Annotated in this window: 17 protein-coding genes and 1 tRNA gene; 12 read left to right on the forward strand and 6 right to left on the reverse strand. The window is 73.5% G+C overall.

Going from position 1 to position 24,617, the window contains the following annotated elements; all coding sequences use genetic code 11:
• The first annotated feature begins 188 nt into the window (after positions 1 to 188).
• The 5 genes from AC3WT4_RS07505 to AC3WT4_RS07525 all read left to right on the forward strand — a co-directional run bounded on the left by AC3WT4_RS07505 (position 189) and on the right by AC3WT4_RS07525 (position 3,356).
• Positions 189 to 261 (forward strand) — tRNA-Arg (locus AC3WT4_RS07505).
• Positions 262 to 809: 548 nt separating this feature from the next.
• The gene (locus AC3WT4_RS07510; RefSeq protein WP_492315148.1) at positions 810 to 1,172 is read left to right on the forward strand and encodes a BrnT family toxin; all 363 of its coding nucleotides are present in this window, start codon (positions 810 to 812) and stop codon (positions 1,170 to 1,172) included.
• A gap of 11 nt (positions 1,173 to 1,183) precedes the next feature.
• A complete protein-coding gene (locus tag AC3WT4_RS07515) occupies positions 1,184 to 1,564 on the forward strand; it encodes a hypothetical protein (RefSeq protein ID WP_074805205.1) in 381 nt (126 codons plus the stop codon).
• 123 nt (positions 1,565 to 1,687) lie between these two features.
• Positions 1,688 to 2,290: a TetR/AcrR family transcriptional regulator gene (locus AC3WT4_RS07520; protein WP_074805208.1), complete on the forward strand. Its 603-nt coding sequence runs from the start codon at positions 1,688 to 1,690 to the stop codon at positions 2,288 to 2,290.
• A 43-nt stretch (positions 2,291 to 2,333) separates the two neighbouring features.
• Positions 2,334 to 3,356, forward strand: coding sequence for an alpha/beta fold hydrolase (locus AC3WT4_RS07525; protein ID WP_492315149.1), 1,023 nt, complete (start codon positions 2,334 to 2,336; stop codon positions 3,354 to 3,356).
• On the opposite strand, the gene AC3WT4_RS07530 is transcribed toward AC3WT4_RS07525, so the two are convergent.
• Positions 3,331 to 3,627, reverse strand: a complete 297-nt coding sequence (locus tag AC3WT4_RS07530) for a hypothetical protein (RefSeq protein WP_492315150.1) — start codon at positions 3,625 to 3,627, stop codon at positions 3,331 to 3,333. The genes AC3WT4_RS07525 and AC3WT4_RS07530 overlap by 26 nt on opposite strands.
• A 275-nt stretch (positions 3,628 to 3,902) precedes the next feature.
• On the opposite strand from AC3WT4_RS07530, the gene AC3WT4_RS07535 reads away from it, so the two are divergent.
• Positions 3,903 to 4,526 carry a GyrI-like domain-containing protein gene (locus tag AC3WT4_RS07535; RefSeq protein ID WP_257418348.1) on the forward strand — a complete coding sequence of 208 codons (624 nt, stop codon included), beginning with the start codon at positions 3,903 to 3,905 and terminating at the stop codon, positions 4,524 to 4,526.
• Positions 4,527 to 4,601: 75 nt separating this feature from the next.
• On the opposite strand, the gene AC3WT4_RS07540 is transcribed toward AC3WT4_RS07535, so the two are convergent.
• The 5 genes from AC3WT4_RS07540 to AC3WT4_RS07560 all read right to left on the reverse strand — a co-directional run bounded on the left by AC3WT4_RS07540 (position 4,602) and on the right by AC3WT4_RS07560 (position 13,053).
• Entirely contained in the window at positions 4,602 to 5,315 is a 714-nt protein-coding gene (locus AC3WT4_RS07540; RefSeq protein WP_074805217.1) for an anaerobic ribonucleoside-triphosphate reductase activating protein, read from the reverse strand.
• A 257-nt stretch (positions 5,316 to 5,572) separates the two neighbouring features.
• On the reverse strand, positions 5,573 to 9,550 hold the full coding sequence (locus AC3WT4_RS07545) for a discoidin domain-containing protein (protein WP_492315151.1): 3,978 nt from the start codon (positions 9,548 to 9,550) through the stop codon (positions 5,573 to 5,575).
• 259 nt (positions 9,551 to 9,809) lie between these two features.
• Positions 9,810 to 10,712 carry a carbohydrate ABC transporter permease gene (locus tag AC3WT4_RS07550; protein WP_074805223.1) on the reverse strand — a complete coding sequence of 301 codons (903 nt, stop codon included), beginning with the start codon at positions 10,710 to 10,712 and terminating at the stop codon, positions 9,810 to 9,812.
• On the reverse strand, positions 10,709 to 11,611 hold the full coding sequence (locus tag AC3WT4_RS07555; protein ID WP_021482933.1) for a carbohydrate ABC transporter permease: 903 nt from the start codon (positions 11,609 to 11,611) through the stop codon (positions 10,709 to 10,711). Before AC3WT4_RS07555 ends, AC3WT4_RS07550 begins: the two co-directional genes overlap by 4 nt.
• A 140-nt stretch (positions 11,612 to 11,751) precedes the next feature.
• Complete coding sequence (locus AC3WT4_RS07560) at positions 11,752 to 13,053, reverse strand: ABC transporter substrate-binding protein (protein WP_074805227.1); 1,302 nt, start codon at positions 13,051 to 13,053, stop codon at positions 11,752 to 11,754.
• A gap of 372 nt (positions 13,054 to 13,425) precedes the next feature.
• Here AC3WT4_RS07560 and AC3WT4_RS07565 point away from each other — a divergent pair, with 372 nt between their 5' ends.
• From AC3WT4_RS07565 to AC3WT4_RS07590, 6 genes are all read left to right on the forward strand, one after another.
• Positions 13,426 to 14,544 carry an ROK family transcriptional regulator gene (locus tag AC3WT4_RS07565; RefSeq protein ID WP_081599862.1) on the forward strand — a complete coding sequence of 373 codons (1,119 nt, stop codon included), beginning with the start codon at positions 13,426 to 13,428 and terminating at the stop codon, positions 14,542 to 14,544.
• Positions 14,541 to 15,671, forward strand: coding sequence for a substrate-binding domain-containing protein (locus AC3WT4_RS07570; RefSeq protein WP_492315152.1), 1,131 nt, complete (start codon positions 14,541 to 14,543; stop codon positions 15,669 to 15,671). The genes AC3WT4_RS07565 and AC3WT4_RS07570 overlap by 4 nt, the downstream gene beginning before the upstream one ends.
• A complete protein-coding gene (locus AC3WT4_RS07575; protein WP_257418345.1) occupies positions 15,668 to 16,477 on the forward strand; it encodes an ATP-binding cassette domain-containing protein in 810 nt (269 codons plus the stop codon). The genes AC3WT4_RS07570 and AC3WT4_RS07575 overlap by 4 nt, the downstream gene beginning before the upstream one ends.
• On the forward strand, positions 16,474 to 17,688 hold the full coding sequence (locus AC3WT4_RS07580) for a sugar ABC transporter permease (protein ID WP_492315153.1): 1,215 nt from the start codon (positions 16,474 to 16,476) through the stop codon (positions 17,686 to 17,688). The genes AC3WT4_RS07575 and AC3WT4_RS07580 overlap by 4 nt, the downstream gene beginning before the upstream one ends.
• 7 nt (positions 17,689 to 17,695) lie before the next feature.
• Entirely contained in the window at positions 17,696 to 18,814 is a 1,119-nt protein-coding gene (locus AC3WT4_RS07585) for a LacI family DNA-binding transcriptional regulator (RefSeq protein WP_083385013.1), read from the forward strand.
• Positions 18,815 to 19,099: 285 nt separating this feature from the next.
• Complete coding sequence (locus tag AC3WT4_RS07590) at positions 19,100 to 24,535, forward strand: GH92 family glycosyl hydrolase (RefSeq protein ID WP_492315154.1); 5,436 nt, start codon at positions 19,100 to 19,102, stop codon at positions 24,533 to 24,535.
• Positions 24,536 to 24,617 lie beyond the last annotated feature (82 nt).

Consider the following 24,617-nt stretch of genomic DNA (forward strand, 5'->3'; position numbering starts at 1 on the left):
GGGGACGGGACGTCGTCGGGCCTGGGTCCGACCGTGGGGGGAGCGCGCGGCGCCGTCCGTGCTGCGACGGTCGGACGGCGTGGCGTCCGTCACGTCGCGGCCTCCGGGCCCGGATCCGGTTTGGGATCAGGGCGAGGAGGCGGTAGTGTTCTCGACGGCCGGTGAGCGATCAACGGCCAGCACGACCGGCGCCCGTAGCTCAACGGATAGAGCATCTGACTACGGATCAGAAGGTTGGGGGTTCGAATCCCTCCGGGCGCACAGTGTGACCAGCGGCCTCACTCCATCGGAGTGAGGCCGCTAGTCGTTTGTCGCCTTTGTGTGCCCGCGGTGTGACCGCCACACCCTAGATCACTCGGAGTCTGGGCGCCGACACAAGCGCCTCCACAGGTGGCCCTGGGAGACGTGGTCGTCCATGTGCGCGTAGAGCGTCGGGCGTGACGCCCAGAGACGCGTGCCTGAGGTGCTTGGACGCCAGGCTGAAGTCAGCGTCAGATGCGATCAACAGCGACGCCGCCACCTGGCGCTCGCGTTCCTCGGCGTCAATGCCAACGCGGCATGGTCGCCTCGTCGCGACGCAGCCACCCATGGACGACCGACGCCCAGCGGACTGCAGCCTGAGACGTCGAACGGTCAAGACCGCATCCTGGGACCCGCGAAGGGACGTCCTGCAGTTTGTCCTGGCGGGTCGGTCCCCGGCTGATCCTGAACGCGGGTCGGCGATCCAACCAGGTGAGTGAGGCCGCGGAACGAAGCTGGTGGCATGCGGGACTATTCGCAACCGGCAGTCACGTATTACGATGTAATACGTGACTGCAGACGGGTTCCTCGGCATGGACGCTGCGGACGTCATCATCGAGGATGTGGACTGGCTGCATCGCGGTCAGTACATCCAGACACGCTCCGCTCGTCACCCTGGCGAGCGTGGTGTCACGCCCGAGTCGGCTACCGAAGCCGCGTTCGACCCGGAGCGTCTCGTTCTGGCGCCGGACCCGGCCAGTCGGAAGGGGGAGACGATCAGGGTCATCGGCATGAGTCGATCTGCCAACCGCATCTACGTCGTCATCCTTCTTCCGAAGGATGCGACGACTGTCGCTGTGACAGGTAGCTGGTGGGGAGTGAACGCCTGGGAAGCGAACCAGCGCGACCAACGGCTATACACGACTTTGTAGGAGGTGAACCCATGTCCATCGAGGATGTCCTGGCGCAGGAAGCGGAGGCCGCAGAGTCCCTGCCGTCCGTGGCGGGCGGCTACGTGCGTAACCGTCGTATCGCAAAGGACCCTAGTCAGGTCTACTCGCTCCGCCTGCCCGTGGATCGAATCGCGGAACTTCGCAAGATCGCTGACGGAGCAGGTGTGGCCCCTTCGGCTCTCATGCGCCGCTGGGTTCTCGAGAAGCTCGATGACGCGGCCGAGGCGGAGTCTCGCGTTGCGGAACTGCGAGAAGAGCGAGCGTCTGACGATGTGATCGTGATGAGTCGCGAGGAGTACATCCGCCACACGAGCGGCCTGGTCAAGGCCGTCGCCGACGCGGTTGTGGATGAGCTCAGGAAATCTGACTAGATCGGTTCCTCGGCTGCCGAGTCGGCAGCCTCCACCTCTTCGCGAGGGGGCTGCTGGCTTCGCGCCGACTGCGACGGACCCCGAGGTTGCCGATTTTTCGCACGGTCGTGCTACGTTCGTCGGGTGACCAAGGGCGACGACACGCGGCAGGCGATCCTGCACCGCGGCGTGGAGGCCGCGTACCGCGTGGGCCTGGCGGGCCTGACGATCGGTGAGCTCGCGCGCGCCACGGGCATGTCGAAGAGCGGGCTCTACGCGCACTTCCGCTCGAAGGAGTCGCTCCAGCTCGCGGTGCTCGACCAGGCGCGCGCGGAGTTCGTCGACACGGTCGTCGCCCCGGCGCTGCGCACGCCCCGCGGCGAGCGTCGCCTGCGCGAGCTGTTCGAGCGGTGGCTCGTGTGCGACCTGCGGCAGCAGCCCGGCGGCTGCCTGTTCGTCAAGGCGGCGACGGAGCTCGCCGCCCAGGAGGGGCCGGTCCGGGACCAGCTCGTGCGCGATCACCAGGACCTGTACGACGCCGTCGCGCAGGTCTACCGGACGTGCGTCGCCGAGAGCGGCTTCCGCGACGACGTGGATCCGCAGCAGTTCGCGTCGGAGCTGTACGGGGTGATGCTCGCGCTGCACCACGCGCACGTCTTCATGGCCGACCCGTCGGCCGAGGACCGCGCGCGCCGCGCGTTCGCGGCTCTCCTCGACGCGTCGCGCGCGCCCGTCCCGGTCGCCTGAGCGCCCGCCCGCACCTGACCGCATCCCTACCGAGAGGACCCTCGTGACCGCCTCGCGAGCCGCGAAAAGCACGACCGTTCGTCTGGACCGACGGCGCGCCGCGCGCCGTCGCAAGGCCGCGGCCCGCCTCGCGCTCGTGCGCGCCCGGTTCGCGGTGCTCCAGACGGTGTCGCCCCGGCGCGCCGCGCGGCTCGCGCTCGACCTGTGGTGCACCCCGCCCGACGGCGCGGGTCGCCGCCGCGACGACCGCGCCGTCGCCGGTGCGCTGAGCACCGTGACGACGTCGTCCGGTGCGCGGGTCGTCGTCGAGTCGTGGGACCCGTACACCGCCTCCGTGGACGACGCGCCCGTCGGGGCCGTGGGACACGGGACGGGGTCCGGCGTGGTCTACCTCGCGCACGGGTGGGGCGGTCGGCGCGGCCAGCTCGGGGCGTTCGTCGAGCCGCTGCGTGCCGCGGGCCACCGTGTCGTCGCGTTCGACGCGCCGAGCCACGGCGACTCCGGGCCCGGCCGCCTCGGTCCGCGTCGGAGCACGATGCCCGAGCTCGCGGACGCCCTCGCCGCCGTGGTGCGCGAGCACGGGGAGGCGACGGCCGTCGTCGCGCACTCGCTCGGCACGGCGACGACGGTGCTCGCGGTGCGCGACGGCCTGCCCGCGCGGCGCCTCGTGCTCGTCGCGGCGATCGCCGACGTCCTCGGCCAGCTCGACGGGTTCGCCGACCTGCTGGGCCTGTCGCGGCCGACGCGCGCGCTCCTCCAGAGCCGGCTCTCCGAGCTCGCCGGGCGCCCGCTGCCCGAGCTCGACGTGCGGGACACGCTGCGCACGCACCGGGTGCCGCCGGCGCTCGTCGTGCACGACCGCGCCGACAAGGAGGTGCCGTACCCCGTCGGCGCCGCGCTCGCGGCGGCCTGGCCCGAGGGCGAGCTGCTCACGACCGAGGGGCTCGGGCACCACCGGCTGCTGCGCGACCCCGACGTCGTGCGGGCGGTCGTCGAGTACGTGGCCCCGGCCACCGCGCGGCCCGACCCGGGACCCGTCGTCAGGCCGGCGGCCGGTAGCCGGTGACCTGCGTGAGCGCGCGCGCCCGGTTCGAGCGCGCGAGCATCACGCAGCCCGGCACGAACGCGCCGAGCAGGAGCGGTCCGACGACGAGCATCGCGGCCCACATCAGCAGGGCGAGGTAGCCGGCGGCGGAGTTGTTCGACGGGTCGCTGTCGGCGTAGGCGAGCAGGGCGATGCTCAGCGCGCCCGCGGCGACCATGAGGACGACCGGGACCCAGATGAGCACCCAGGCCGTGCGCCGGTACCGCGGCGTGAAGGCGGCCGCGGGCGGCACGGGCGACGGCGCGTACCCCGGCGCCGGATACCCGGGGCCTGGGCGCCCCGGGTGCCCGGGGCGCGGCGGATACCCGGGACCCGGGCGCCCGGGGTGCGGCGGGTAGGCGGGGTGCGGGCCCGGTGGGGGACCGCCGGACAGGGACCCGTGCCGCGGGTCGTGCGGGGAGGAGGGCGGCGGGGAGGTCACCCCTCCTGGATATCAGGCGTGCGGGGATCGTGCGCGGACGTCCGTCGGCGTGCTCGCGTGTCGGCGGAGCCCGGTAGCGTCGGGCCATGCCGTCGGACAAGGTCGACCTCAAGGCGTCCCACCGCGAGCTCTACGCGCCGCCCCGCGGCCGGTTCGTCGAGGTGGACGTCCCGACGCTCGCCTACCTCGCCGTCGACGGCGAGGGGGACCCCAACACGGCGCCGGCCTACGGGCTGGCGGTCGAGGCGCTGTTCTCCCTCTCCTACGCCGTGAAGTTCGCGAGCAAGCGCGCGGGGCGGGACTACGTCGTCGGGCCGCTCGAGGGGCTGTGGACGGCCGACGACCCGGGCACGTTCGTGCGTCGCGAGAAGGGCGCGTGGCGGTGGACCCTCCTCGTCCTCCAGCCCGACTGGGTGGACGAGGACACGGTCGTCTCCGCCACGGAGACGCTCCGGGCGAAGAAGGAGCCCCCGGCCGCGCTCGACCTCGTGCGGCGGACGAGCCTCACGGAGGGGCGGTCGGTGCAGACGCTGCACGTCGGCCCGTACGACGACGAGGGCCCGGTGCTCGCGGAGCTGCACGACGTCTACCTCCCCGAGCACGGGCTCACGTTCGCCGGGCCGCACCACGAGATCTACCTGAGCGACGTCCGGCGCACGGACCCCGCGAAGCTGCGCACCGTGCTCCGTCAGCCGGTCCGCCCGGTCTGACCCCCGGCCCGTCCGGCGACTCCACGGTCGACCGGGCCGCCGCGCGGTCCGACGCCGCGACGTCAGGGCGCGACGTCAGGCGGCGGCGCGCCGCCGTGCCCAGGCGAGGTCGGTCGCGTCGAGCACGTCGGCGAGGCGGCGGCCCGCGAGCCCGCGCGCCCAGGTGGGGGACGCGCCGTCGGGCACGGCCTCCTGGAGCACCCACTCGCGCACGCCGAGGCGGCGCAGGTGCGTGCCGAGCGCGAGGAGCTCGGTGCGCGAGTGCACGCTCGGGTCGACGGTCGTGCGCACCTCGTGGTCGACGCCCGAGCGCAGGATCACGGCCAGCGCCTCGAACGCGCGGCGCCCCGACGGGATCGTGCCCGTCACGACGGGGTAGCGGGACGGCAGGTGCTTGATGTCCAGGCCGACCCAGTCGACGAACGGCAGCAGCCGGGCGAGCCGTGCGGGCCACGGGCCGGCGGTGTGGAGCCCGACGTCGAGGCCGAGGCCCCGCACGTCGTCGATCGCCCCGAGCAGCCCCGGGTGCAGGGTGGGCTCGCCGCCCGAGAACACGACGCCGTCGAGCAGGCGGCGGCGCGGAGCGAGGAACGCGACGACCTCGGACCAGGGGACCGTGTCCTGCGGGGGCGCGCCGCCGGGCGCGGCGACCGCGCACAGGCCGGGGTGGTGGCAGTAGCCGCAGCGCCACGGGCAGCCCTGGGTGAGGACGGTGGCGACCCGTCGGCCGGGCCAGTCCGTGACGGACAGCCGGTCCAGTCCGGCGACCACGAGGCCGGGGCGGGTCATCGGCGGCTCCTTCGGACCACGACGGCCCGGCGGTCCGGACCTCCCGACGGCGGTGCCGTCAGGACCTCGAACGTATCCTCGCGAGGCCCTGCGCCGGACCGGCCGAAGGTCCCGACCTGGCGGGCCCGATCCAGGCCCGATCCGGGTCCGGTCCAGGCCCGACGCAGGCCCAGCGGGACGCGCGCGCCGGACGCGACGGACCCGGGGCCGCGCGCCACGGGCGGGCGCACGACCCCGGGTCCGGGGGAGCGGCACGGTCAGCCGCAGGCGGGCTGCCCGTGCTCCGGCGTCGCGACGGTCTCGCGCTCGTCGGCGTCGTCGGACGGCGTGGCCGTCGTGGTCACGGGGCCGGTCGTGGCCCCGCGGACGGCGAACGACTGGTACGCGTTCTTCCCCGGTGCGACCGCGGGGAAGCTCTTCGCGCCCCACGGGGTGGCGACCTCGACGTCGAGCGGGACGTCGTCGTCGTTCACGACGCGCACCGCCACGTAGGCCTTGCCCGCGAGGCACCGCACCTCGGCCGTCGCCGTGACGGCGACCCCGGGCTGGACCGCGGGGTCCGCGGCGCCGGGCGCGAGCACGCGCAGCGCCGTGAGGCCCGGGTCGCCGTCGCGCCACGACGTGCTCAGCGCGACGTACCGGGCCGTGCGGTCCACGGCGAGCGCGCCGCGCACGTCGCCGGCGCCGAGCGTGCCGACGTCGCTGAACGTCAGGCCGTCCTCGCTCACCGAGACGACCGACTCCGGCGCGCCGCCGCGCTCCCACGCGGCGACGACGGTGCCGATCTCGCGCGGCGTGCCCAGGTCGGTGACCATGCGGCCGTCCGGCCCGGGCACCCACGACGTCGCGGCGTCGCCGTCCACGGCGAGCGAGGGCGACGTCATGCCGGCGGGCAGCACGGACGCGGGGAACGTGAGCGTGCTGAGCGCGTGGTCCGCGACCGGGAACGGGGTCGCGTCCTGGAGGGTGACGCGCGTGCCCGACGGCGTCGCCCCGACGGTGCGCGTCGCGCCCGTCTCGGCGTGGTGCAGCACGACCGGCGCCCCGTCGCCGCTGACGCGGAACGAGCGGGCGTCGTCGACGGCGACCGTGACACCGGCGGGGGACTGCCCGGCGGGCGTGGCGACCGTCGCGCGCGGGGCGAGGACGACGGCGTCGCCCGCGGGGACCGTGACCGCGAGCGTCGAGGCGTCCGACCCCACGGCCTGGGTGCCGGCGTAGACCGGGACGGCCCCGCCGTCGTGCGGGACGGTGAGGGTCGTCGCGACGTCGGCGCCCGTGAGGTTGAACGCGACGACGTACCCGTCGACCGCGCTCACGAGCACGCCCGCCGCGTCGGCCGTGGGCACGCGAGCCCCGGCCTGCGCGGCCGTCGCCGCGGCGTCGCCCGGGACCATCTCGACGAGCCGGGGCCCGGTCGCGCCGTCGGTGAGCCGCACGACGTGGCGCGTGGCGGTCGCGCGCGAGACGGTCACGGGGGCGTCCGAGGCGCGCACGACGAACCCGGCCTCGCCCTCGACGTTGAGCCAGTCGCCCTCGCTGCTCAGCACCTGGTCGCCCGTGTACCGGAACGACGCGGCGTCGTGCCACGCCTGCCCGTCGAGCGACGTCTGCACGCGGTACTCCTGGCCCGCGGCGACCTCCCAGCCGAGCTGGACCTGGCTCACCGCGGTGGGCGCGCCGAGGTCCACCTGGACCCACGAGTCGGGCTTGGTGCGGTCCGCGACCGCGACGGCCCAGCGGGTCGTGGCGGAGCCGTCGGTGACGGCGCTCGCGGGGTTCGAGCCGTTGGCGCTCGACGCCGTGGTCGCCTTGCCCGCGGCGACGTCGGTCCCCGTGGGCGAGAACGCGCGCAGGTGGTAGAGCGAGTAGCCGTAGGCCGCGTCGCCGCGCACACCCTGCATGCGGACGTAGCGCGTCGTGACGGGGCCGGGCTCGTCGGCGCCCGCGGGCGTGAGGTCGACGGTGTCGAGCCGCGCGACGTTCACGTCCGCCGGGGCCTTGCCGTACGCGGTCGCGGTGGTCCAGGTCTCGCCGTCGGTCGACGTCTGGACGAGGTAGCGCGCGCCCGCGCTCGCCTCCCACGCGAACCGCACGCCGCCCACGGTGGTCTCCTCGCCGAGGTCGACCTGGATCCACGAGTCCGGACGCGTGCGCTCGCCGACCGCGACGGCCCAGCGGGTCGACGGGTTGCCGTCGGTCACGCGCGCCGCGGTGCGGCCGCCCGCCGTGTCCTGGCTCGACGCGGTCGCGACCTTCCCGGCGGCGAGGTCGGTCGTCGACCGCTCGTCGCCGTAGGCGTGGAACGCGAACATCGAGTAGCCGTACTGCGGGTGGCCCTGCTGCCCGAGGAGCCGGACGTAGCGGGCCGTGACCGGCGCGAACGACAGGTCGTCGACGCGCGCGGCCTTCGCGTCCGCGGGGTCGGCCGGACGCGTCACCGGGAGCGTCGCGGTGGTCTCGCCCTCGGCGGTCGTGTAGGTGCGCGACCCGTCGAGGCCGGAGTAGCCGTTCATGTCGAGGTTGCGGACCGACAGGCTCGCGTCCTCCGTGCCGGCACCGGTCGACGCGTAGACGGCGGCGCCCGTCGGGAGCGTGACCTGGCCCGCGTACCCGCCGCCGACCCGGAACACCGACGACGTGCCCTCGAAGCCGTCGCGCGGCCCGGTGTACGTCCGCACGTGCCGGTCGTCGACCGTCGCGCCCGTGGTCGGGTAGAGGAACGGGGTCGAGCCGGAGACGTGGAACAGCCACGAGTCGTGCGCGGGGACCCAGGGGAACTTGACGAAGCCCTTGCGGCTCGACGCCGCGGCCCACGCGTCCGCGGTCTGCTGGACGGTCAGGCCGGGCCCGGCCCCGAAGTCGCGCACGCCGGAGAGGCGCTCGAAGAACTCGTCCTGCGGCGTCGGCTCGACGGGGCCCTCGGGCGACTCGGCCGCCTCGACGTGCAGGAGGTAGGAGATCGCGATCTCCGCGCGCGCCTCGGGCTCGTACTTGGGCTCGCCCGAGAACTTCGCGAGCCGGTGGACGGGCGCGTACGACTGGTAGTCCTCGAGCGCGGCGGCGAGGTTCGCCTCGGCGCGCGCGGCGTCGGGGTCGCGCAGGACCTGGCCGAGGAACGCCATGGGGATGGCGTCACGGCCGTAGAGGAACTCGCGGTCGGCGACCATGGGCATGAACGGCTCGCCCGCGTCGGACATGACGAGCTTGATGGACTCCCAGAGCTCGGCCGAGTTCGGCTGGTGCAGCAGGATCTCGGGGAGCGGCTCGTCGCGCAGGAGGAAGTGGATCGCGTTGCGGCCGCCCGAGCGCCAGATGTCGGACTGGTAGTGCGGCCCGAACGACCCGTGGTTCTCCACGAGGTACGTGTCGTGGATGGTCTGCATGGTGTTCGTCGAGACGGGCTTGCCCGCGACGACGGCCGGGTTGTTCCGGTCGGCCGTCGGCTGGCCCGCGGCGTTGCGGCCCCAGTCGCCGAGCTGCTCGGCCCAGCGTGCGGCGTCGGGGTCGTCGGGCGCCCAGGCGAGGCCGGGCGCGAGGGCCTGCGTGTAGACGCCGACCTCCTCCTGCGCGGTGTCGCCCTCGTGCTTGCCCGTCGGCCAGTCCGCGGTCCACGACCCGGAGAGCGGGTCCTTGCCGAAGTCGAGGTCGGCGGTGTACTTCGACTGGCCCGTCGCGATGGTCGTGAGGTTGGCCTGCGTCGTCGCGTCGAGCTCGTCCCACAGCAGCGTCCCCGCCGCGAGGAAGTAGGACTGGAACGTCGAGTCCCAGAACAGCTTCTTGCCCCACGTGCCCGCGGGGTCGACGAAGCGGTTGGTGGCCGCGTAGTGCCGGATGGTCGCGAGCGTGCGCGCGCGGAGCGTCTCCTCCGGGACGCCCGCGAGCTCGGCGTCGTACTCGCCGTGTGTCAGGAGCACGGCGTTGCCCAGCACGACGGCGAAGTTGAAGTCCTTGAGCTGGTACACCCCGGCGGACTCGTCCCAGACGGTCTCGACCCAGCGGGTGTGGCGCAGCAGCGCGCCGTAGTAGTCGGCGGCGGTCGCGTCGGGGGCGCCGTAGGCCGGAGCGGCGTCGACCGTGGTCGACGCCGGTGCCGCGGGCGGGGCGGCCGGCGCGCCCTGGGCGGTCGCGGGGGCCAGGAGGAGGGAGCCGGCCGTCGCGAGCGCGAGGGCGGCGGTCGTCGTGCGGCGCCGAGCGCGGCGCACGGCAGGGGGCGGGGCGGGCGATCGGGTCATGGTGCGTGTCTCTCGTCGTCGTCGTCGGGAGCGGGTCCGCCGTGGACGGCGGTGCGGCGCGGGTGGTTGCCGAGGGGCCAGGGGTGCGGAGCGCCGGTGCTCGTCATCCTGACAGCGCTGTCTGCCTGTGTCCAGGGGTTCCGGAGAACTGCTGCGGGTGATCCTCGGCGGTGCGGGACGAGCGGAGGCCCGCCGGGGGACGTGGTGCGACCACGCTCCCCGACGGGCCTCCGGGCGGCGGACGACGGTCGGTCGGGGCTCAGCCCTTGACCGAGCCCGACATCAGCCCCCCGACGAAGTACTTGCCGAGGACGATGTACACGAGCAGCGTCGGGAGCGACGCGAAGAGCGCGCCGGCCATGGAGACGCCGTAGTTCTGCAGCAGCGCGCCGTTCGCGAGGTTGTTCAGCGCGAGCGTCACCGGGCCGTTCTGGCTGGAGGAGAAGAACACCGCGAAGAGGAAGTCGTTCCACGCGGACGTGAACTGCCAGATGAGCACGACCACGAAGCTCGGGATCGAGATCGGCAGGATGATCGACCAGTAGGTGCGCAGCATCCCGGCGCCGTCGACGCGCGCGGCCTCGACGAGCTCGTGCGGCACGGTCATGTAGTAGTTGCGGAAGATGAGCGTCGTGATCGGGATGCCGTAGATGACGTGCAGCAGGATCAGGGACGGCACGCCGCTCGGGATGCCCAGGCCCAGCACGAGCTGGTTGAGCGGGATCATGACGGCCTGGTACGGGATGAACATCCCGAAGAGGATCAGCGTGAAGACGATGTTCGCGCCCTTGAACGACCAGCGGGAGAGCACGAACCCGTTGAGCGACCCGAGGAAGGCCGCGATGATCGCCGACGGCACGACCATCTGCACCGTGCGCCAGATGGCGGGGGACAGCGCGGTCCACGCCGTCTGCCAGTTCTCCGTCGTCCACGTCTGCGGGAGCGACCACGCGCGCGCGGGCGACGCGTCGCCCGCTCCCTTGAAGCTCGTCACGAAGAGCACGTAGACGGGGATGAGGACGATGACGAGGAACAGGACCAGCGCCGCGTACTTGAGCGTGCGGCCGACGGAGAAGCGCTCGCGCGGCGTGCGGCGCGCGGGCCGGCGCGGCGTGCCGACGACGTCGGGGGCGGGGACGGCCGGCGTCGAGGTGGTCGTCATCGCTTCTCCTGACGATTGGTGCGGATCAGGTAGGGCACGATGACGACGGCCACGATGATCAGCAGGATCGAGCCGACGGCCGCCGCGTTGGCGTAGTCGAAGCTCGACTTGAAGACGTACATGTCGACGGCCGGAACCTTGGTCTGGTAGTTCGCGGGCTTCGAGATCGACATGATGAGGTCGAACGCCTTGAGGGACATGTGGCCGATGATGATGAGCGCCGAGAGCGCGATCGGCGAGAGCTGCGGGAACAGCACGTGGCGGTACAGCTTCCACTCGCTCGCGCCGTCCATGCGGGCGGCCTCGCGCAGCTCGTCGGGGATGCCGCGGAACCCGGCGAGGAACAGCGCCATGACGTACCCGGAGAGCTGCCAGATCGCGGGGATCGCGATCGCCGTGATGCCCCACGTGACGTTGTTCCACCAGTTGTTCTGCAGGAAGTCGAGCCCGACGATCTGGAACAGCCGGTTGAGGCCGCTCGCCTGCTCGCCCTGGTTCGAGTTGAGCAGCCAGCGCCACACGACGCCGGACGCGACGAACGACACGGCCATGGGGAACAGGTAGACCGAGCGGAAGATCCCCTCGCCCTTGACGGGCTTGTCCAGCATCCACGCCCACAGGAAGCCCATGAGCATCGTGCCGGCGAGGAAGACCACCGTGTAGAGCACGAGGTTCTTCAGCGAGTGCTGGAACGCCTCGCTGCCGAGGAGGGCCGTGTAGTTCTCGAACCACACGACGACCGACGGCTTCTGGCCCGTGGCCTGTGCCGCGGTGTGGTTGTCCGTGATCGACGTCCTGAAGTTCGCGCCGATCAGGCCGTAGACGAACACGCCGACGAGGATCAGCGAGGGGGCGAGCAGCAGCAGCGCTGGGCCGGCTCGTCGCAGTGACTTGAGCATGGTGGGTCTTCCCGGTCGTGGAGTGCGGGGGACGCAGCGCTCGGGAGCGCCGGCGTCCCCGGGGACGTGTTCCGCTCGCGGGGCTGCCGCGCGCCGTCGGGACGTGCCCGACGACGCGCGGCGGCTCCGGTGGAGCGGTGTCAGCCCTGTGCGGTGGCCGCGGCGAGCTCGGACTGGTAGGTCGCGAGGTCGGACCCGCCGGACGTGAACTTGCTCGTCGCGTCGGAGATCGCGTTGAGCGTCGCGACCGGGGCGGCGGCGCCGTGCGCGAGCGAGGAGACGATCGTGTCGTTGCCGAACGACTCGATCGCCGTCTGCTGGTACTCCGAGAAGTCGGCCGGGTCGGCGTCGGTACGGGCCGGGATGGATCCCTTGGCCTTGTTGAACGCGACCTGGCCCTCGAGCGAGCCCACGGTCTCGAGCCACGCCTTGGCGCCGTCGGGGTGCGGGGCACCCACCGGGAGGGTGAACGAGTCGGCGAGGAAGTCGAACACGCCGTCGGTACCCGGGACGGGGAACGCGGTGAAGTCGGTGCCGAGCGTCTTGCCCTGCTCCTCGAACGCCGCGACGGCCCAGTCGCCCATGACGTTGAACGCGGCGTTGCCGTCGATCACCATCTGGGTCGCCTCGGGCCAGTCGAGCCCGTCACGGTCGGTGTTGGTGTAGCTCATGAGCTTCTCGAAGTCCTCGAGGGCGGCCGTGACCTCGGCGCCCTCCCAGTCGGTCGAGCCGTCCCACAGGCCGTTGTAGCCCTCGGCCCCGAGGTCCGCGAGGAGCACGGTCTCGAGGAGGTTGACCTGGGTCCAGGTCGTCGCGACCGACAGCGGCGTGACGCCCGCGGCCTTGAGCTTGTCGAGGTCCGCCATCCAGGCGTCGAGGTCCGCGTAGGTCGCGGCCGGGTCGACGCCGTTGGCCTCGAGGACCGTCGGGTTCGCCCAGACCACGTTCGCGCGGTGGATGTTCGACGGGATCGAGTAGATCGCGCCGTCGTCGGACTTGAGGCGGTCGACGAGGTCGGCCGGGAAGACGTCGGTGAGGCCGAACTCGTCGTAGAGCGAGGAGACGTCCTCGATCTGCGCGGCGTCGATGTAGTCCTGGAGCTCGGCACCGGCGTGCGCCTGGAACGTGTCCGGCGGGTCCTGGGCCTGGAGGCGGGACTGGAGGAGGTCCTTGGCGGCCGAGCCGGCACCGCCGGCCACCGCGCCGTTGATGAACTCCACGTCGGGGTGCTGCTCCTCGAACACGCCGACCAGCGCGTCGAGACCCGCCTTCTCGGAGCCGGCGGCCCACCAGGTGAAGACCTCGACCTCGTCGCCGCCCCCCGAAGCGCCCCCGTCACCGGTGCCCCCGTCACCGGAACCACCGCCGCTGCACGCGGCGAGTGCGAGACCCACGAGGGCGGCCGTCGCCACCGTCGCGCTCGTCCTGCGATCGATTCGCATCGTGATATCCCTACGCCTTCTTCGGTCGTGGGGGACCGGCGGGACGACCACGTCGCACCGGCCGGGCGCACCGGCGCGCCCTCGAACCCGAGGCCCATACAACGGCGCCCGACGCTTGATGTCAAGAAATGAACGCAAGCGTCGCTGAATCGTGATGTACGCGTCAGGACATGGATCCAAACCGCGTGGGCGTGCGGCGACCATCATTCTGACAGCGCTGTCCGATCCCTGTCGAGCCGTCCGTCCCCACCTGCACGGCGAGGCGCCCCACCAGGACCGGCGCGTCCCGGCGGTATCCTGACCGACGTGCGCGCTGACCGGGTGACACCGGGCTCGCAGACTTCACTGCGTGAGGCCAACCGAGCCCGGATCGTGAGCGCCGTCCAGCAGCGTGGCTCCCTCACGCAGATCGAGCTGGCCGGCGTCACCGGGCTGTCCCCGGCCACCGTCTCCAACATCGTCAAGGAGCTCACCGGCGCGGGCGTCCTGCACACCTCGCCGTCCACGCGCAGCGGTCGCCGCGCCCTCCAGGTCACCCTCGCGCGCAACCTCGGGCTCGTCGCGGGGGTGCACTTCGGCACCCGCTCGATGCGCGTCGCGCTCGCGGACGCGTCCATGCGCGTGCTCGCCGACCAGCGCATGCCGCTCGCCCCGGACCACCGCGCGGACACCGGCCTCCAGCGCGCCGCGCTGCTCGTGGGGGAGATGGTCGCGTCGGTCGACGCGTCCCCCGAGGAGCTGCTCGCCGTCGGCGTCGGGGTGCCCGCCCCCGTGGACGTGCGCGCCGGGCGCATCGCGACGGTCGGCATGATGCGGGGCTGGGACGGCGTCGTCGTCCCCGAGCTGCTCGAGGCCGAGCTCGGCGCTCCCGTGACGGTCGACAACGACGCCAACCTCGGTGCCCTCGCCGAGACCCGGTTCGGGGCGGCCGTCGGGCACGACGCCGTCGCCTACCTGCGCGTGTCCCACGGCGTGGGCGGCGGGCTCGTCCTCGGCGGGCGCGTCGTGCACGGCCGCGCGGGCGTCGCGGGCGAGATCGGGCACGTGACGATCGACGAGAACGGCCCCGTGTGCCGGTGCGGCAACCGCGGGTGCCTCGAGATGTACGTCGGCGCGGGCGTGCTGCTGTCCATGCTCTCCGAGAGCCGCGGCCACCTCACGCTGCGCGACGTCATCGCGCGCGCCCAGGAGGGCGACCCCGGCTGCCGCCGCGTCCTGTTCGACGCGGGGCAGCACCTCGGCGTCGCGGCCGCGAACCTGTGCAACCTCGTCGACCCGGAGATCGTCGTCGTCGGCGGGCAGCTCGCCGAGGCGGGCGAGGCCCTGCTCGGCCCGCTCCGCACCGCGCTCGAGCAGCGCACGGTCCCCAGCACGGCGGGCCCGGTCGAGGTCGTCGCGTCCGAGCTGGGGTCGGCCGCCGAGGTGCGCGGGGCGCTCGCCGTCGCGCTCGACCTCGCGCGCGTGAGCGGTTCCCTGGGGGTGAGCGCATGACGGGGGCCTTGGTCCGGGCCGGGGGCGCCCGCCGCCGGGCGCGGGGCGCGGTGACGTCGGCCGTCACGGCGGTCGTGGTCGCCCTCCTCGCGCTCGCGGGCTGCGCGCCGCCGGAGGAGCCCGCCGGGCCGTCGGAGGGAACCATCGGGCTCCTGCTGCCCGAGGCCAAGACCGCCCGCTACGAGACGACCGACCGCCCGACCTTCGTCGGGGTGGTCGAGCGGCGCTGCCCGTCGTGCGAGGTGCTGTACGCGAACGCCGCCCAGGACGCCGCGAACCAGCAGCAGCAGGCCGAGTCGATGCTGGCGCGCGGCGCGGACGTCCTCGTGCTCGACGCGGTCGACGCCGTCGCCGCGGTGAGCGTCGTCGCCGAGGCCCAGCGCCTCGGCGTGCCCGTCATCGCCTACGATCGCTTCGTCGACGGCGCGAACTACTACGTCTCGTTCGACAACGAGCTCATCGGGTACCTCATGGGGGAGGCGCTCGTCGGCGCGGTCCTCGACCGCGCGGAGCAGGACCCGCCGGCGCAGGGCCGGCGGCCGGGTGTCCTGCTCGTCCAGGGCTCGCCGACCGACCCGAACGCCGCGGAGCTCGCCGCCGGCGCCCACCGTGCGCTCGAGGGAGAGGACATCGACGTGCTCGCCGAGTACGACACGCCCGACTGGAGCCCCGACAAGGCGACCGAGTGGGTCGAGGGGCAGCTCACGCAGTACCCGGGTCGCGTCGACGGCGTCTTCGCAGCGAGCGACGGCATCGCGGGCGGAGCGATCGCCGCGATGAAGGCCGCCGGCCTCGACCCGGTGCCGCCCACGACGGGCCAGGACGGCGAGCTCGCGGCCGTCCAGCGCGTCGTCTCGGGCGACCAGTACATGACCGTCTACAAGGCCACCACGCAGCAGGCGCGCACGGCCGCCGAGCTCGCCGTGCGGGTGCTGCGCGGCGAGGACCCCCGCGCGACCGTGGTGATCGACGGCGTCCCGAGCCTCCTCCTCGCGCCGCGCGCGGTCGGCGTCGACGACGTCCAGCGCGTCCTCGTCGACGGCGGTGTCTACACGGTCGACGAGATCTGCACCCCGTCGTACGTCGACGCGTGCGTCGACGCGGGTCTCCTGGAGGCGGCGCCATGAGCGCCCCCGTCCTGGCCCTGCGCGGGGTCTCGAAGAACTTCGGCGGCGTCCGGGCGCTCGTCGACGTCGACGTCGAGGTGCGCGAGCACGAGGTCCTCGCCGTCGTGGGCGACAACGGCGCCGGCAAGTCGACGCTCGCGGGCGTCGTCGCGGGCGCGTTCCGGCCGGACGCGGGCGAGGTGCTGCTCGACGGGGCGCCCGTCGTGCTCGACTCCCCGGCGGCGGCGCGCCAGCACGGGATCGCGGCGGTGTTCCAGCAGCTCGCGCTCGTCGACGACCTCGACGTCGTCGAGAACGTGTTCCTTGGGCAGGAGGTCCTCCACGGGCCGTTCCTCGACGAGATCGCGATGGAGCGCGAGGCGTGGGGCCTCCTCGACCAGCTCGCCGCGACCGTCCCGTCGGTGCGGCAGCCGGTGCGCACGCTCTCGGGCGGCCAGCGGCAGGTCGTGGCCGTCGCGCGTGCCCTCCTCGGGTCGCCGCGCGTGCTCGTCCTCGACGAGCCGACGGCGGCGCTCGGCGTCCGGCAGACGGCCGAGGTGCTCAACCTCATCGAGAAGCTGCGCGAGCGCGGGCACGCCGTCGTCCTCATCAGCCACCAGGCGGGCGACCTCCAGGCCGTCGCCGACCGCATCCTCGTGCTGCGGCTCGGCCGCGTGCACGGCGAGTTCCCGGGCGACACCTCCTACGAGGACCTGCTCGCCGCGATGACCGGTGCCGTGCGCCCGGCGCGCCCGGGCGGTACGGGTGGCCCGGGCGGCGCCGAGCGCGAGCGGCGCACCGGCGGCACCGGGGCGGTGCACCGATGAGCGTCCCCGGTCGCGCCTCGGGCGCGGCGCTCGACCGGCCCGCGACGGGCGCGCTGTCCGGGTCCGTCGTGCAGCAGCTGCGCGGCGCGCACCTCGGCATGCTGCCGATCGTCGCCGCGCTCGTCCTCATCTGGGTCGTGCTCGGCGCGATCAACCCGGCGTTCCTCTCCGCGGAGAACCTCGTCAACCTCACGCTCCAGAGCGCGCCCACGGGGATCATCGCGCTCGGCGTCGTGCTCGTGCTCCTCGTCGGCCAGATCGACCTGTCGGTCGGCTCGGTGAGCGGGCTCGCCGCGGCGGTGCTCGCCGTCGGCACGGTGGGGCTGGGCTGGCCCGTCGGGGTCGCGATCGTCGCGGCGCTGGCCGTCGGGGTCGTCGTCGGGCTCGGCTACGGGCTGCTGTCCACGCGCCTCGGGCTCGCGTCGTTCGTCTTCACGCTCGCGGGGCTCCTCATCTTCGCGGGCGTCCAGCTGCGCGTCCTCGGGCCCAAGGGCTCGATCAACCTGCCGTTCGAGTCGTGGCTCGTCCGCACGGTCCAGCAGGGCTTCCTCGCCCCCGCGGTCGCGTGGGGCCTCGTGGTCGTGGTCGTGGCGGGGTACGCCGCGCTGCGCGTGACCGACCACGTGCGCCGGGTCAGGGCGGAGCTCCCGAGCCCGGGCCTGGGCCGCGTCGCGGTCCGCACAGCGGTCCTCGCGGCGGTGCTCGTCGCGACCGTCGCGTACCTCGGCACGGCGCGGGGGATTGGCTACACCGTGGTGCTCTTCGTGGCGCTCGTGGTCGTGGTCGACGTGCTGCTGCGCCGCACGCGCTGGGGACGCTCCGTGCGCGCCGTCGGCGGCAACCGGCGCTCCGCGCTCCTCGCGGGCGTCGCCGTGCGCCGCACGGTCGTCTCGTGCTTCGTCGCGTGCTCGACGTTCGCCGCGCTCGGCGGCGTCCTCGCCGCGGGCCGGCTCGCGGCGGCGAACCAGGGGACCGGCGCGGCGGACACCTACCTGACGGCGATCGCGGCCGCGGTCATCGGCGGCACGAGCCTGTTCGGCGGGCGCGGGAGCGCGTGGTCGGCGCTGCTCGGCGTGCTCGTGCTCCAGTCCATCGCGAACGGGCTCACGCTGCTCAACCTCGACACGGCCACGCGGTACATCGTGACCGGAGCGGTCCTGCTCCTCGCTATCGTCGTCGACATGCTGATTCGTGGTCGACGGGAGGTCTGAGATGGTGATGCAGGGGGAGAGCGCGGGGACGGTCCCGCCGGGCGAGGTCGGGGTAGTGCCCGACACCCCGACGGAGGCGGCCGTGGCGCGTCCGCACGGCGGACGCGGAGGTCGGCGCCCGACGCTCGCCTCCGTCGCGGAGGCCGCCGGCGTGAGCCTCAAGACGGCGTCGCGCGTCCTCAACGACGAGCCGAACGTCGCGCCGCAGACGCGCGCCAAGGTGCAGGAGGCCGCGCAGCGGCTCGGCTTCCGGCGCAACGCCGTCGCGGCGGACCTCGCGCGCGGCGGCTCGTCGCGGCTCGTCGGGTTCGTCACCGGAGACCTCGCCAACCCGTTCTACTCCGCGCTGGCCAGCGGCATCGAGCGCGAGCTCCGCCACCACGGCCTCCAGCTCATCACCACCAGCTCCGACGAGGAGCCGGAGCGCGAGCGCTCCCTCACCGAGGCGCTCGTCGAGCGCCGCGTCGGCGCGCTCGTCGTCACCCCGACGTCCACCGACCACTCGGCCCTGCGCCGCGAGCTCGACGACGGCCTGCCGGTCGTGTTCATCGACCGGCCCGCGCGCGGCGTCGAGGCGGACACGGTCGTCATCGACAACCGCGGGGGAGTGCGCGACGCCGTGACGCACCTCCTCGCGCACGGGCACCGCCGGATCGCGCTCGTCGGCGACGTGTCGCGCCTGTGGACGTTCCAGGAGCGTCGCGACGAGTTCGTCGCGACGCTGCGGGCCGCGGGCGTCGAGGACCCGGCGCGGTACGTGCGCGACGGCGCGCACGACGCCGACCTCGCGCGCGTGTTCGTCGCGGAGCTCCTCGCCCTGCCCGAGCCGCCGACGGCGCTCGTGACGGCGAACAACAAGATCACGGTCGGCGCGCTCCACGCGCTGCGCGACCGGGCGTCGTCGGGCGACGCGGCGGACGTCGCGCTCGTCGGCTTCGACGACTTCGAGCTCGCGGACCTGCTGCACGTGACGGTCGTCGGGTACGACGTCGTCGAGATGGGCCGGCAGGCGGCGGCGCTCGCGGTGTCCCGTGCCGAGAACCCGGAGCTCGCCCCGCGGCTGGTCGTGGTGCCGACGGAGCTCGTCGTCCGAGGCACGGGCGAGGTCCCCGGCCCTGCGGTCTGAGCGTGGCCGCGGTGCTCGTGCTCGGGTCGGTGCGAGCACGGTCGTGCTGACGGCGTGCGACGTCCTCGGCGCTCGAGCGGATGGCGCGAAAGTCACAAGGAGCGTGACTTTCGCGCCAGGGGGCCCTCTCGTCCGCGGCCTCCCGGCGGGGCCCTGGCCGCGTTGACAAAGCCCGGAACCGGCGCATAGGTTCAGGTCGCCCCTGACAACGCTTCCCCCCTGCGCGTTGTCAGGGGCACCCCTGCAGCCTGACAGCGCTGTCAGACGATCGAAGGAGATCGCGGCATGACCAGACCACTCCCGCCCGGACGCGCGGTCGCGCGGTCCGGCAGCGGCCGCGCCCGGCCCCTCGGCCTCGTGCTCGCCGCCGCACTCGCCGTCCCGCTCGGGGTGCCTCTCGCGGCCCCCGCGGGAGCCCTCGCCGCCGCGCCCGCCGCGGCCGCCGAGCCCGGCGACTTCTCGTCCTCGTTCGAGTCCGGCGACCCGGCCGCGCTGCCCACCACCGTGGCCGAGCGCGACGGCGCACCCTGGCAGGCGAACGTCGGCTCGTTCACGGCCGGCCTGCCCGGCAGCGTCCTCGGGCAGCTCAAGGGCGTCACCGCGAGCGCGCAGAACCTGCCCAACGAGGGCGCGGCGAACCTGGCCGACGGCAGCTCGGGCACCAAGTGGCTCGCGTTCGCGTCGACCGGCTGGGTCCGGTACGAGTTCACCGAGCCCGTCTCGTTCGTGGCGTACACGATGACCTCGGGCGACGACGCCGCCGGTCGCGACCCGAAGACCTGGACGGTCGAGGGCTCGAACGACGGCACGACGTGGACCCCGCTCGACCAGCGGACCGACGAGGACTTCCCGAACCGCCAGCAGACGCGCACGTTCGAGCTCGAGGCGCCCACCGCGGCGTACACGTACCTGCGTCTCAACGTCACGGCGAACTCGGGCGACTCCATCGTCCAGCTCGCCGGGTGGGACCTCTCGGGCGACCTGAGCGCCGGTCCCTCCGCGGCGCCCATGAACACCAAGGTCGGCACGGGCCCGCGCGTCAACTTCACCAACAAGGCGGGCGTCGGGTTCTCCGGCCTGCACTCGCTGCGGTACGACGGCTCGCACCTCGCCGACGGCGAGACCTACGCGACGAACGTGCTCTACGACGACGTGGACGTCGTCGTCGGCGAGGACACGCGTCTGAGCTACACGATCTTCCCCGAGCTGCTCGACGACCTCCAGTACCCGTCGACCTACGCGGCGGTGGACGTACTGTTCACCGACGGGACCTACCTGTCCGACCTCGGCGCGCGCGACGCGCACGAGACGGTCGCGACCGCGCAGGCGCAGGGCGAGGGCAAGATCCTCTACGCCGACCAGTGGAACTCGGTGCGGGTCGACCTCGGCGACGTCGCCGCGGGCAAGACCGTGGACCAGGTGCTCCTCGGGTACGACAACCCGGGCGGTCACGCCGGGACGAAGTTCGCGGGCTGGCTCGACGACGTCGCGATCACGGCGGAGCCGGCGACGATCGACGGGTCGAGCCTCGCCAACTACGTCGACACGCGCCGCGGCACGCTCGCGTCCGGCAGCTTCTCGCGCGGGAACAACATCCCGGCGACGGCGACGCCCAACGGGTTCAACTTCTGGGTGCCCTACACCAACGCGTCGTCGCAGAGCTGGCTGTACGAGTACCACAAGGCCAACAACGCCAACAACAAGCCCGTCCTCCAGGGCTTCGGGATCTCGCACGAGCCCAGCCCGTGGATGGGCGACCGCAACCAGCTGACGTTCCTGCCGTCCACGGTCTCCGGGACGCCGAACGCCACGCTCTCGACGCGCGGCCTCGAGTTCGACCACGCCGACGAGACGGCGCGGCCCGACTACTACGGGGTCACGTTCACCAACGGCTCCGCGATCGAGGCGACGCCCACCGACCACGGCGCGGTCCTGCGCTTCTCCTACCCGGGGAGCGCCGGCCACGTGCTCGTGGACAAGGTGGACGGCTCGTCCAAGCTCACGCTCGACCAGGCCACGGGCACGGTGTCCGGCTGGGTCGAGAACGGGTCCGGCCTCTCCGTGGGCCGCACGCGGATGTTCGTCGCCGGCACCTTCGACCGTAGTCCGACGGCGGTCGGGACGGCGGCGGGCAACCGCGCCGACGCGCGCTTCGCGACGTTCGACACGTCGTCCGACAAGACGGTCGAGCTGCGCGTCGCGACGTCGTTCATCAGCCTCGACCAGGCGCGCAAGAACCTCGACCTGGAGGTGACGGGCAAGACCTTCACGGAGGTCAAGGCCGCCGCCGCGCAGGCGTGGAACGACCGGCTGGGCGTCATCGAGGTCGAGGGCGCGAGCGAGGACCAGCTCGTCACGCTGTACTCCAACCTCTACCGCCTCAACCTGTACCCGAACTCGCAGTTCGAGAACACGGGCACGGCCGAGGAGCCGGTGTACCGGTACGCGAGCCCGGTCTCCGCGACCACGGGCTCGGCGACGGACACGCAGACGAACGCGAAGGTCGTCGACGGCAAGATCTACGTGAACAACGGGTTCTGGGACACGTACCGCACGGCCTGGCCGGCGTACTCGCTCCTCTACCCGGAGCTCGCGGCCGAGCTGGTCGACGGGTTCGTCCAGCAGTACCGCGACGGCGGCTGGATCGCGCGCTGGTCCTCGCCCGGCTACGCCGACCTCATGACGGGCACGTCGTCCGACGTGGCGTTCGCCGACGCGTACCTCAAGGGCTCGCTCCCGACGGGCACGGCGCTCGAGGCGTACGACGCCGCGCTGCGCAACGCGACCGTCGCGCCGCCGAGCAACGCCGTGGGCCGCAAGGGCCTGCAGACGTCGCCGTTCCTCGGGTTCACGCCGGAGTCCACGCACGAGTCCGTGTCGTGGGGTCTGGAGGGCCTGGTCAACGACTTCGGCATCGGCAACATGGCCGCCGCCCTCGCGGAGGACCCGGCGACGCCGGACGAGCGCCGCGACACGCTGCGGGAGGAGTCCGCGTACTTCCTCGAGCGGGCCACGCACTACGTCGAGCTGTTCGACCCCGAGGTCGACTTCTTCGTGCCGCGGCACGAGGACGGCTCGTGGGCCGTCGACCCGGAGACGTACAACCCGGAGGCCTGGGGCGGCGGGTACACCGAGACGAACGGCTGGAACTTCGCGTTCCACGCCCCGCAGGACGGCCAGGGCCTGGCCAACCTCTACGGCGGCAAGCAGGGCCTCGAGGACAAGCTCGACGAGTTCTTCTCCACGCCGGAGAAGGGCGCCGGCAACGGCGGCATCCACGAGCAGCGCGAGGCGCGCGACGTCCGCATGGGCCAGTGGGGCATGAGCAACCAGGTGTCGCACCACATCCCGTGGCTCTACGACGCCGCGGGCGCGCCGTCGAAGGCCCAGGAGAAGGTCCGCGAGGTCACCCGCCGCCTGTTCGTGGGCAGCGAGATCGGCCAGGGCTACCCGGGCGACGAGGACAACGGCGAGATGTCGTCGTGGTGGATCTTCGCCTCGCTCGGCTTCTACCCGCTCCAGGTCGGCTCGGACCAGTACGCGGTCGGTTCGCCGCTGTTCGACAAGGCGACCGTGCACCTGCCGGACGGCGACCTCGTCGTCAACGCCGAGAACAACTCGGTCGACAACGTCTACGTGCAGTCCCTCGCGGTGGACGGCGAGGCGCGCACCTCGACGTCGCTCTCGCAGGCCGACCTCTCGGGCGGCGCGACGCTGGACTTCGTCATGGGTCCGGAGCCGTCGGACTGGGGCACGGGCGAGGACGACGCCCCGCCGTCGCTCACCGAGGGCGACGAGCCCCCGACGCCGGTGCAGGACGCGACGACGGCGGGCCTCGGCACGACGACCGTCGCCGACGGGGACGCGACCACGAGCGCCGCGGCGCTGACGGACAACACGTCCGGCACGCGCACGACGTTCGCCACCTCGACGCCGTCGATCACGTGGGCGGGCAACGGCATCCGCCCGACCGTCGGGTCGTACACGCTGACCTCCGGGGCGAGCGGGACGGCGTCGCCGTCCGCGTGGACCCTCGAGGGCTCCGACGACGGCGAGACGTGGACGACGCTCGACGAGCGGTCCGGCGAGCAGTTCCGCTGGGCCCTGCAGACGCGGCCCTTCACGGTCGCCGAGCCGACGGCGTTCGCGCGGTACCGGGTGACGGTCACGTCGACGTCGGGTTCCGGTGCGCTGTCGCTCGCCGAGGTCGAGCTCCTCGCCGACCCGAAGGAGTCGGGGGCCGAGGAGCTCACCCTCTCGGCCGCGCCGGACCGCGACGCGGTCACGGGCCGCGAGGTCTCGGGCTCGTTCGCGACCCTCACCGGGGTCGAGGGCGACGTCGCGGCGCTCGACGTCCAGGTCGCGTTCGGCGACGGCTCCGAGCCGGTCGCCGGGTCGCTGCGGGCGGGCGCGTTCGGCGGGTACGCGGTGGACGCCGCGCACACGTGGGCCGCACCCGGCGTCTACCCGGTGACCGTCACGGTCTCGGGCGAGGGGATCGAGCCCGTCTCGGCCTCCTCGTACGTCAGCGTCTCGCTCCTGCGGGAGGGCTCGCTGCTCGCCGCGTACGACAACGTCTGCATCGGCGACGCCGGGACGACGGTCGGCTCGTGCGACGGCCAGGGCGTGTTCTTCGACCGGGCGCAGCTCGCGGCGAAGGGCTTCGTCCAGGGCGAGCGCGCGACGGTGCCGGGCACGGACCTCGCGTTCGACGTCCCGGCGGTCCCCGCCGGGCAGCCGGACAACGCGACCGGCGACGGGCAGACCGTCGAGCTCGACGTCCCGGCCGACGCGGAGCAGCTCTCCGTGATCGGCACGGGCACGGAGAAGAATCAGCAGGCCACCGGCACGCTGACCTTCGACGACGGCTCGACCCAGCCGATCGACCTGAGCTTCGGCGACTGGTCGGGCGCGGCCCGCAACCCCGTGTTCGGCAACATCCCCGTCGCGGTGACGGACAACCGCCTCCGCGGCGGCAGCCCGCAGACCGGCACCCCCGCCGCGTTCTTCGCGACGGCGCCGATCACCCTGCCCGAGGGCAAGCGGCCCGTGAGCATCACGCTCCCGGACCAGCCGGGCGAGCTCTCGCGCGACGGCCGCATCCACGTGGTCGCGGTCGCGCACGACGGCACGTTCGCCGAGCACCCCGCGCTCGAGGTCACGGCCGCGGAGGGCGTGACGCTCGCCGTCGGGCAGACCACGGACGTGGCGCTGGCCCAGGTGGCCGGCGGCCGCGAGGGCGCCGACCTCCGGGCGGCCGTCACGTGGGGCGACGGGTCCGACGTCGCGGCCGGCACGGTGGCCGACGGCGCGGTGACCGGCGCGCACGCCTACACGGCGGCCGGGACGTACACCGCGTACGTCGTGGTCGACGACGGCTGGACCAGCCGGGTGGTCGAGGTCCCCGTGACCGTGACCGAGGGCCAGCCGACGCTCGCCGTCGACGTCACGGTGAGCACGCGCTGCCTCGCCGGCAAGGCGTACGTCGCGGTCCGGGCCGAGAACGGCGAGGACGTGCCGCTCGCGATCCGGCTCGTCACGCCGTTCGGCACCAAGGAGGTCGCGGCCGTCGCGCCGGGCGCCAACGCCTACCAGTCGTTCGCGACGCGGGCCACGGCGGTCGAGGCCGGCACCGTCACCGTCGAGGCGACGCGCGGCACCGGCGACGAGGAGGTGACGGCGTCGATCCAGGCCGACTACGCCGCCGTGACCTGCGGCTGAACCCCTGAGCCCGCCCCGCCCCGCGTCCGACCGGGGTGAGGTAGGCATGCACCACCGGCGGTGCCCCGGGATGATCGTCCCG

The sequence above is a fragment of the Cellulosimicrobium sp. EB106-03-01-XG111 genome (genome assembly GCF_058792115.1).

Excerpts from the sequence above, each read along its gene's own strand:
- AC3WT4_RS07545 (WP_492315151.1), bottom strand. The coding sequence starts at position 9,550 with ATGACCCGATCGCCCGCCCCGCCCCCTGCCGTGCGCCGCGCTCGGCGC.
- AC3WT4_RS07540 (WP_074805217.1), bottom strand. The coding sequence starts at position 5,315 with ATGACCCGCCCCGGCCTCGTGGTCGCCGGACTGGACCGGCTGTCCGTC.
- AC3WT4_RS07555 (WP_021482933.1), bottom strand. The coding sequence starts at position 11,611 with ATGCTCAAGTCACTGCGACGAGCCGGCCCAGCGCTGCTGCTGCTCGCC.
- AC3WT4_RS07580 (WP_492315153.1), top strand. The coding sequence starts at position 16,474 with ATGAGCGTCCCCGGTCGCGCCTCGGGCGCGGCGCTCGACCGGCCCGCG.
- AC3WT4_RS07570 (WP_492315152.1), top strand. The coding sequence starts at position 14,541 with ATGACGGGGGCCTTGGTCCGGGCCGGGGGCGCCCGCCGCCGGGCGCGG.
- AC3WT4_RS07575 (WP_257418345.1), top strand. The coding sequence starts at position 15,668 with ATGAGCGCCCCCGTCCTGGCCCTGCGCGGGGTCTCGAAGAACTTCGGC.
- AC3WT4_RS07585 (WP_083385013.1), top strand. The coding sequence starts at position 17,696 with ATGCAGGGGGAGAGCGCGGGGACGGTCCCGCCGGGCGAGGTCGGGGTA.
- AC3WT4_RS07535 (WP_257418348.1), top strand. The coding sequence starts at position 3,903 with ATGCCGTCGGACAAGGTCGACCTCAAGGCGTCCCACCGCGAGCTCTAC.
- AC3WT4_RS07550 (WP_074805223.1), bottom strand. The coding sequence starts at position 10,712 with ATGACGACCACCTCGACGCCGGCCGTCCCCGCCCCCGACGTCGTCGGC.
- AC3WT4_RS07560 (WP_074805227.1), bottom strand. The coding sequence starts at position 13,053 with ATGCGAATCGATCGCAGGACGAGCGCGACGGTGGCGACGGCCGCCCTC.
- AC3WT4_RS07590 (WP_492315154.1), top strand. The coding sequence starts at position 19,100 with ATGACCAGACCACTCCCGCCCGGACGCGCGGTCGCGCGGTCCGGCAGC.
- AC3WT4_RS07515 (WP_074805205.1), top strand. The coding sequence starts at position 1,184 with ATGTCCATCGAGGATGTCCTGGCGCAGGAAGCGGAGGCCGCAGAGTCC.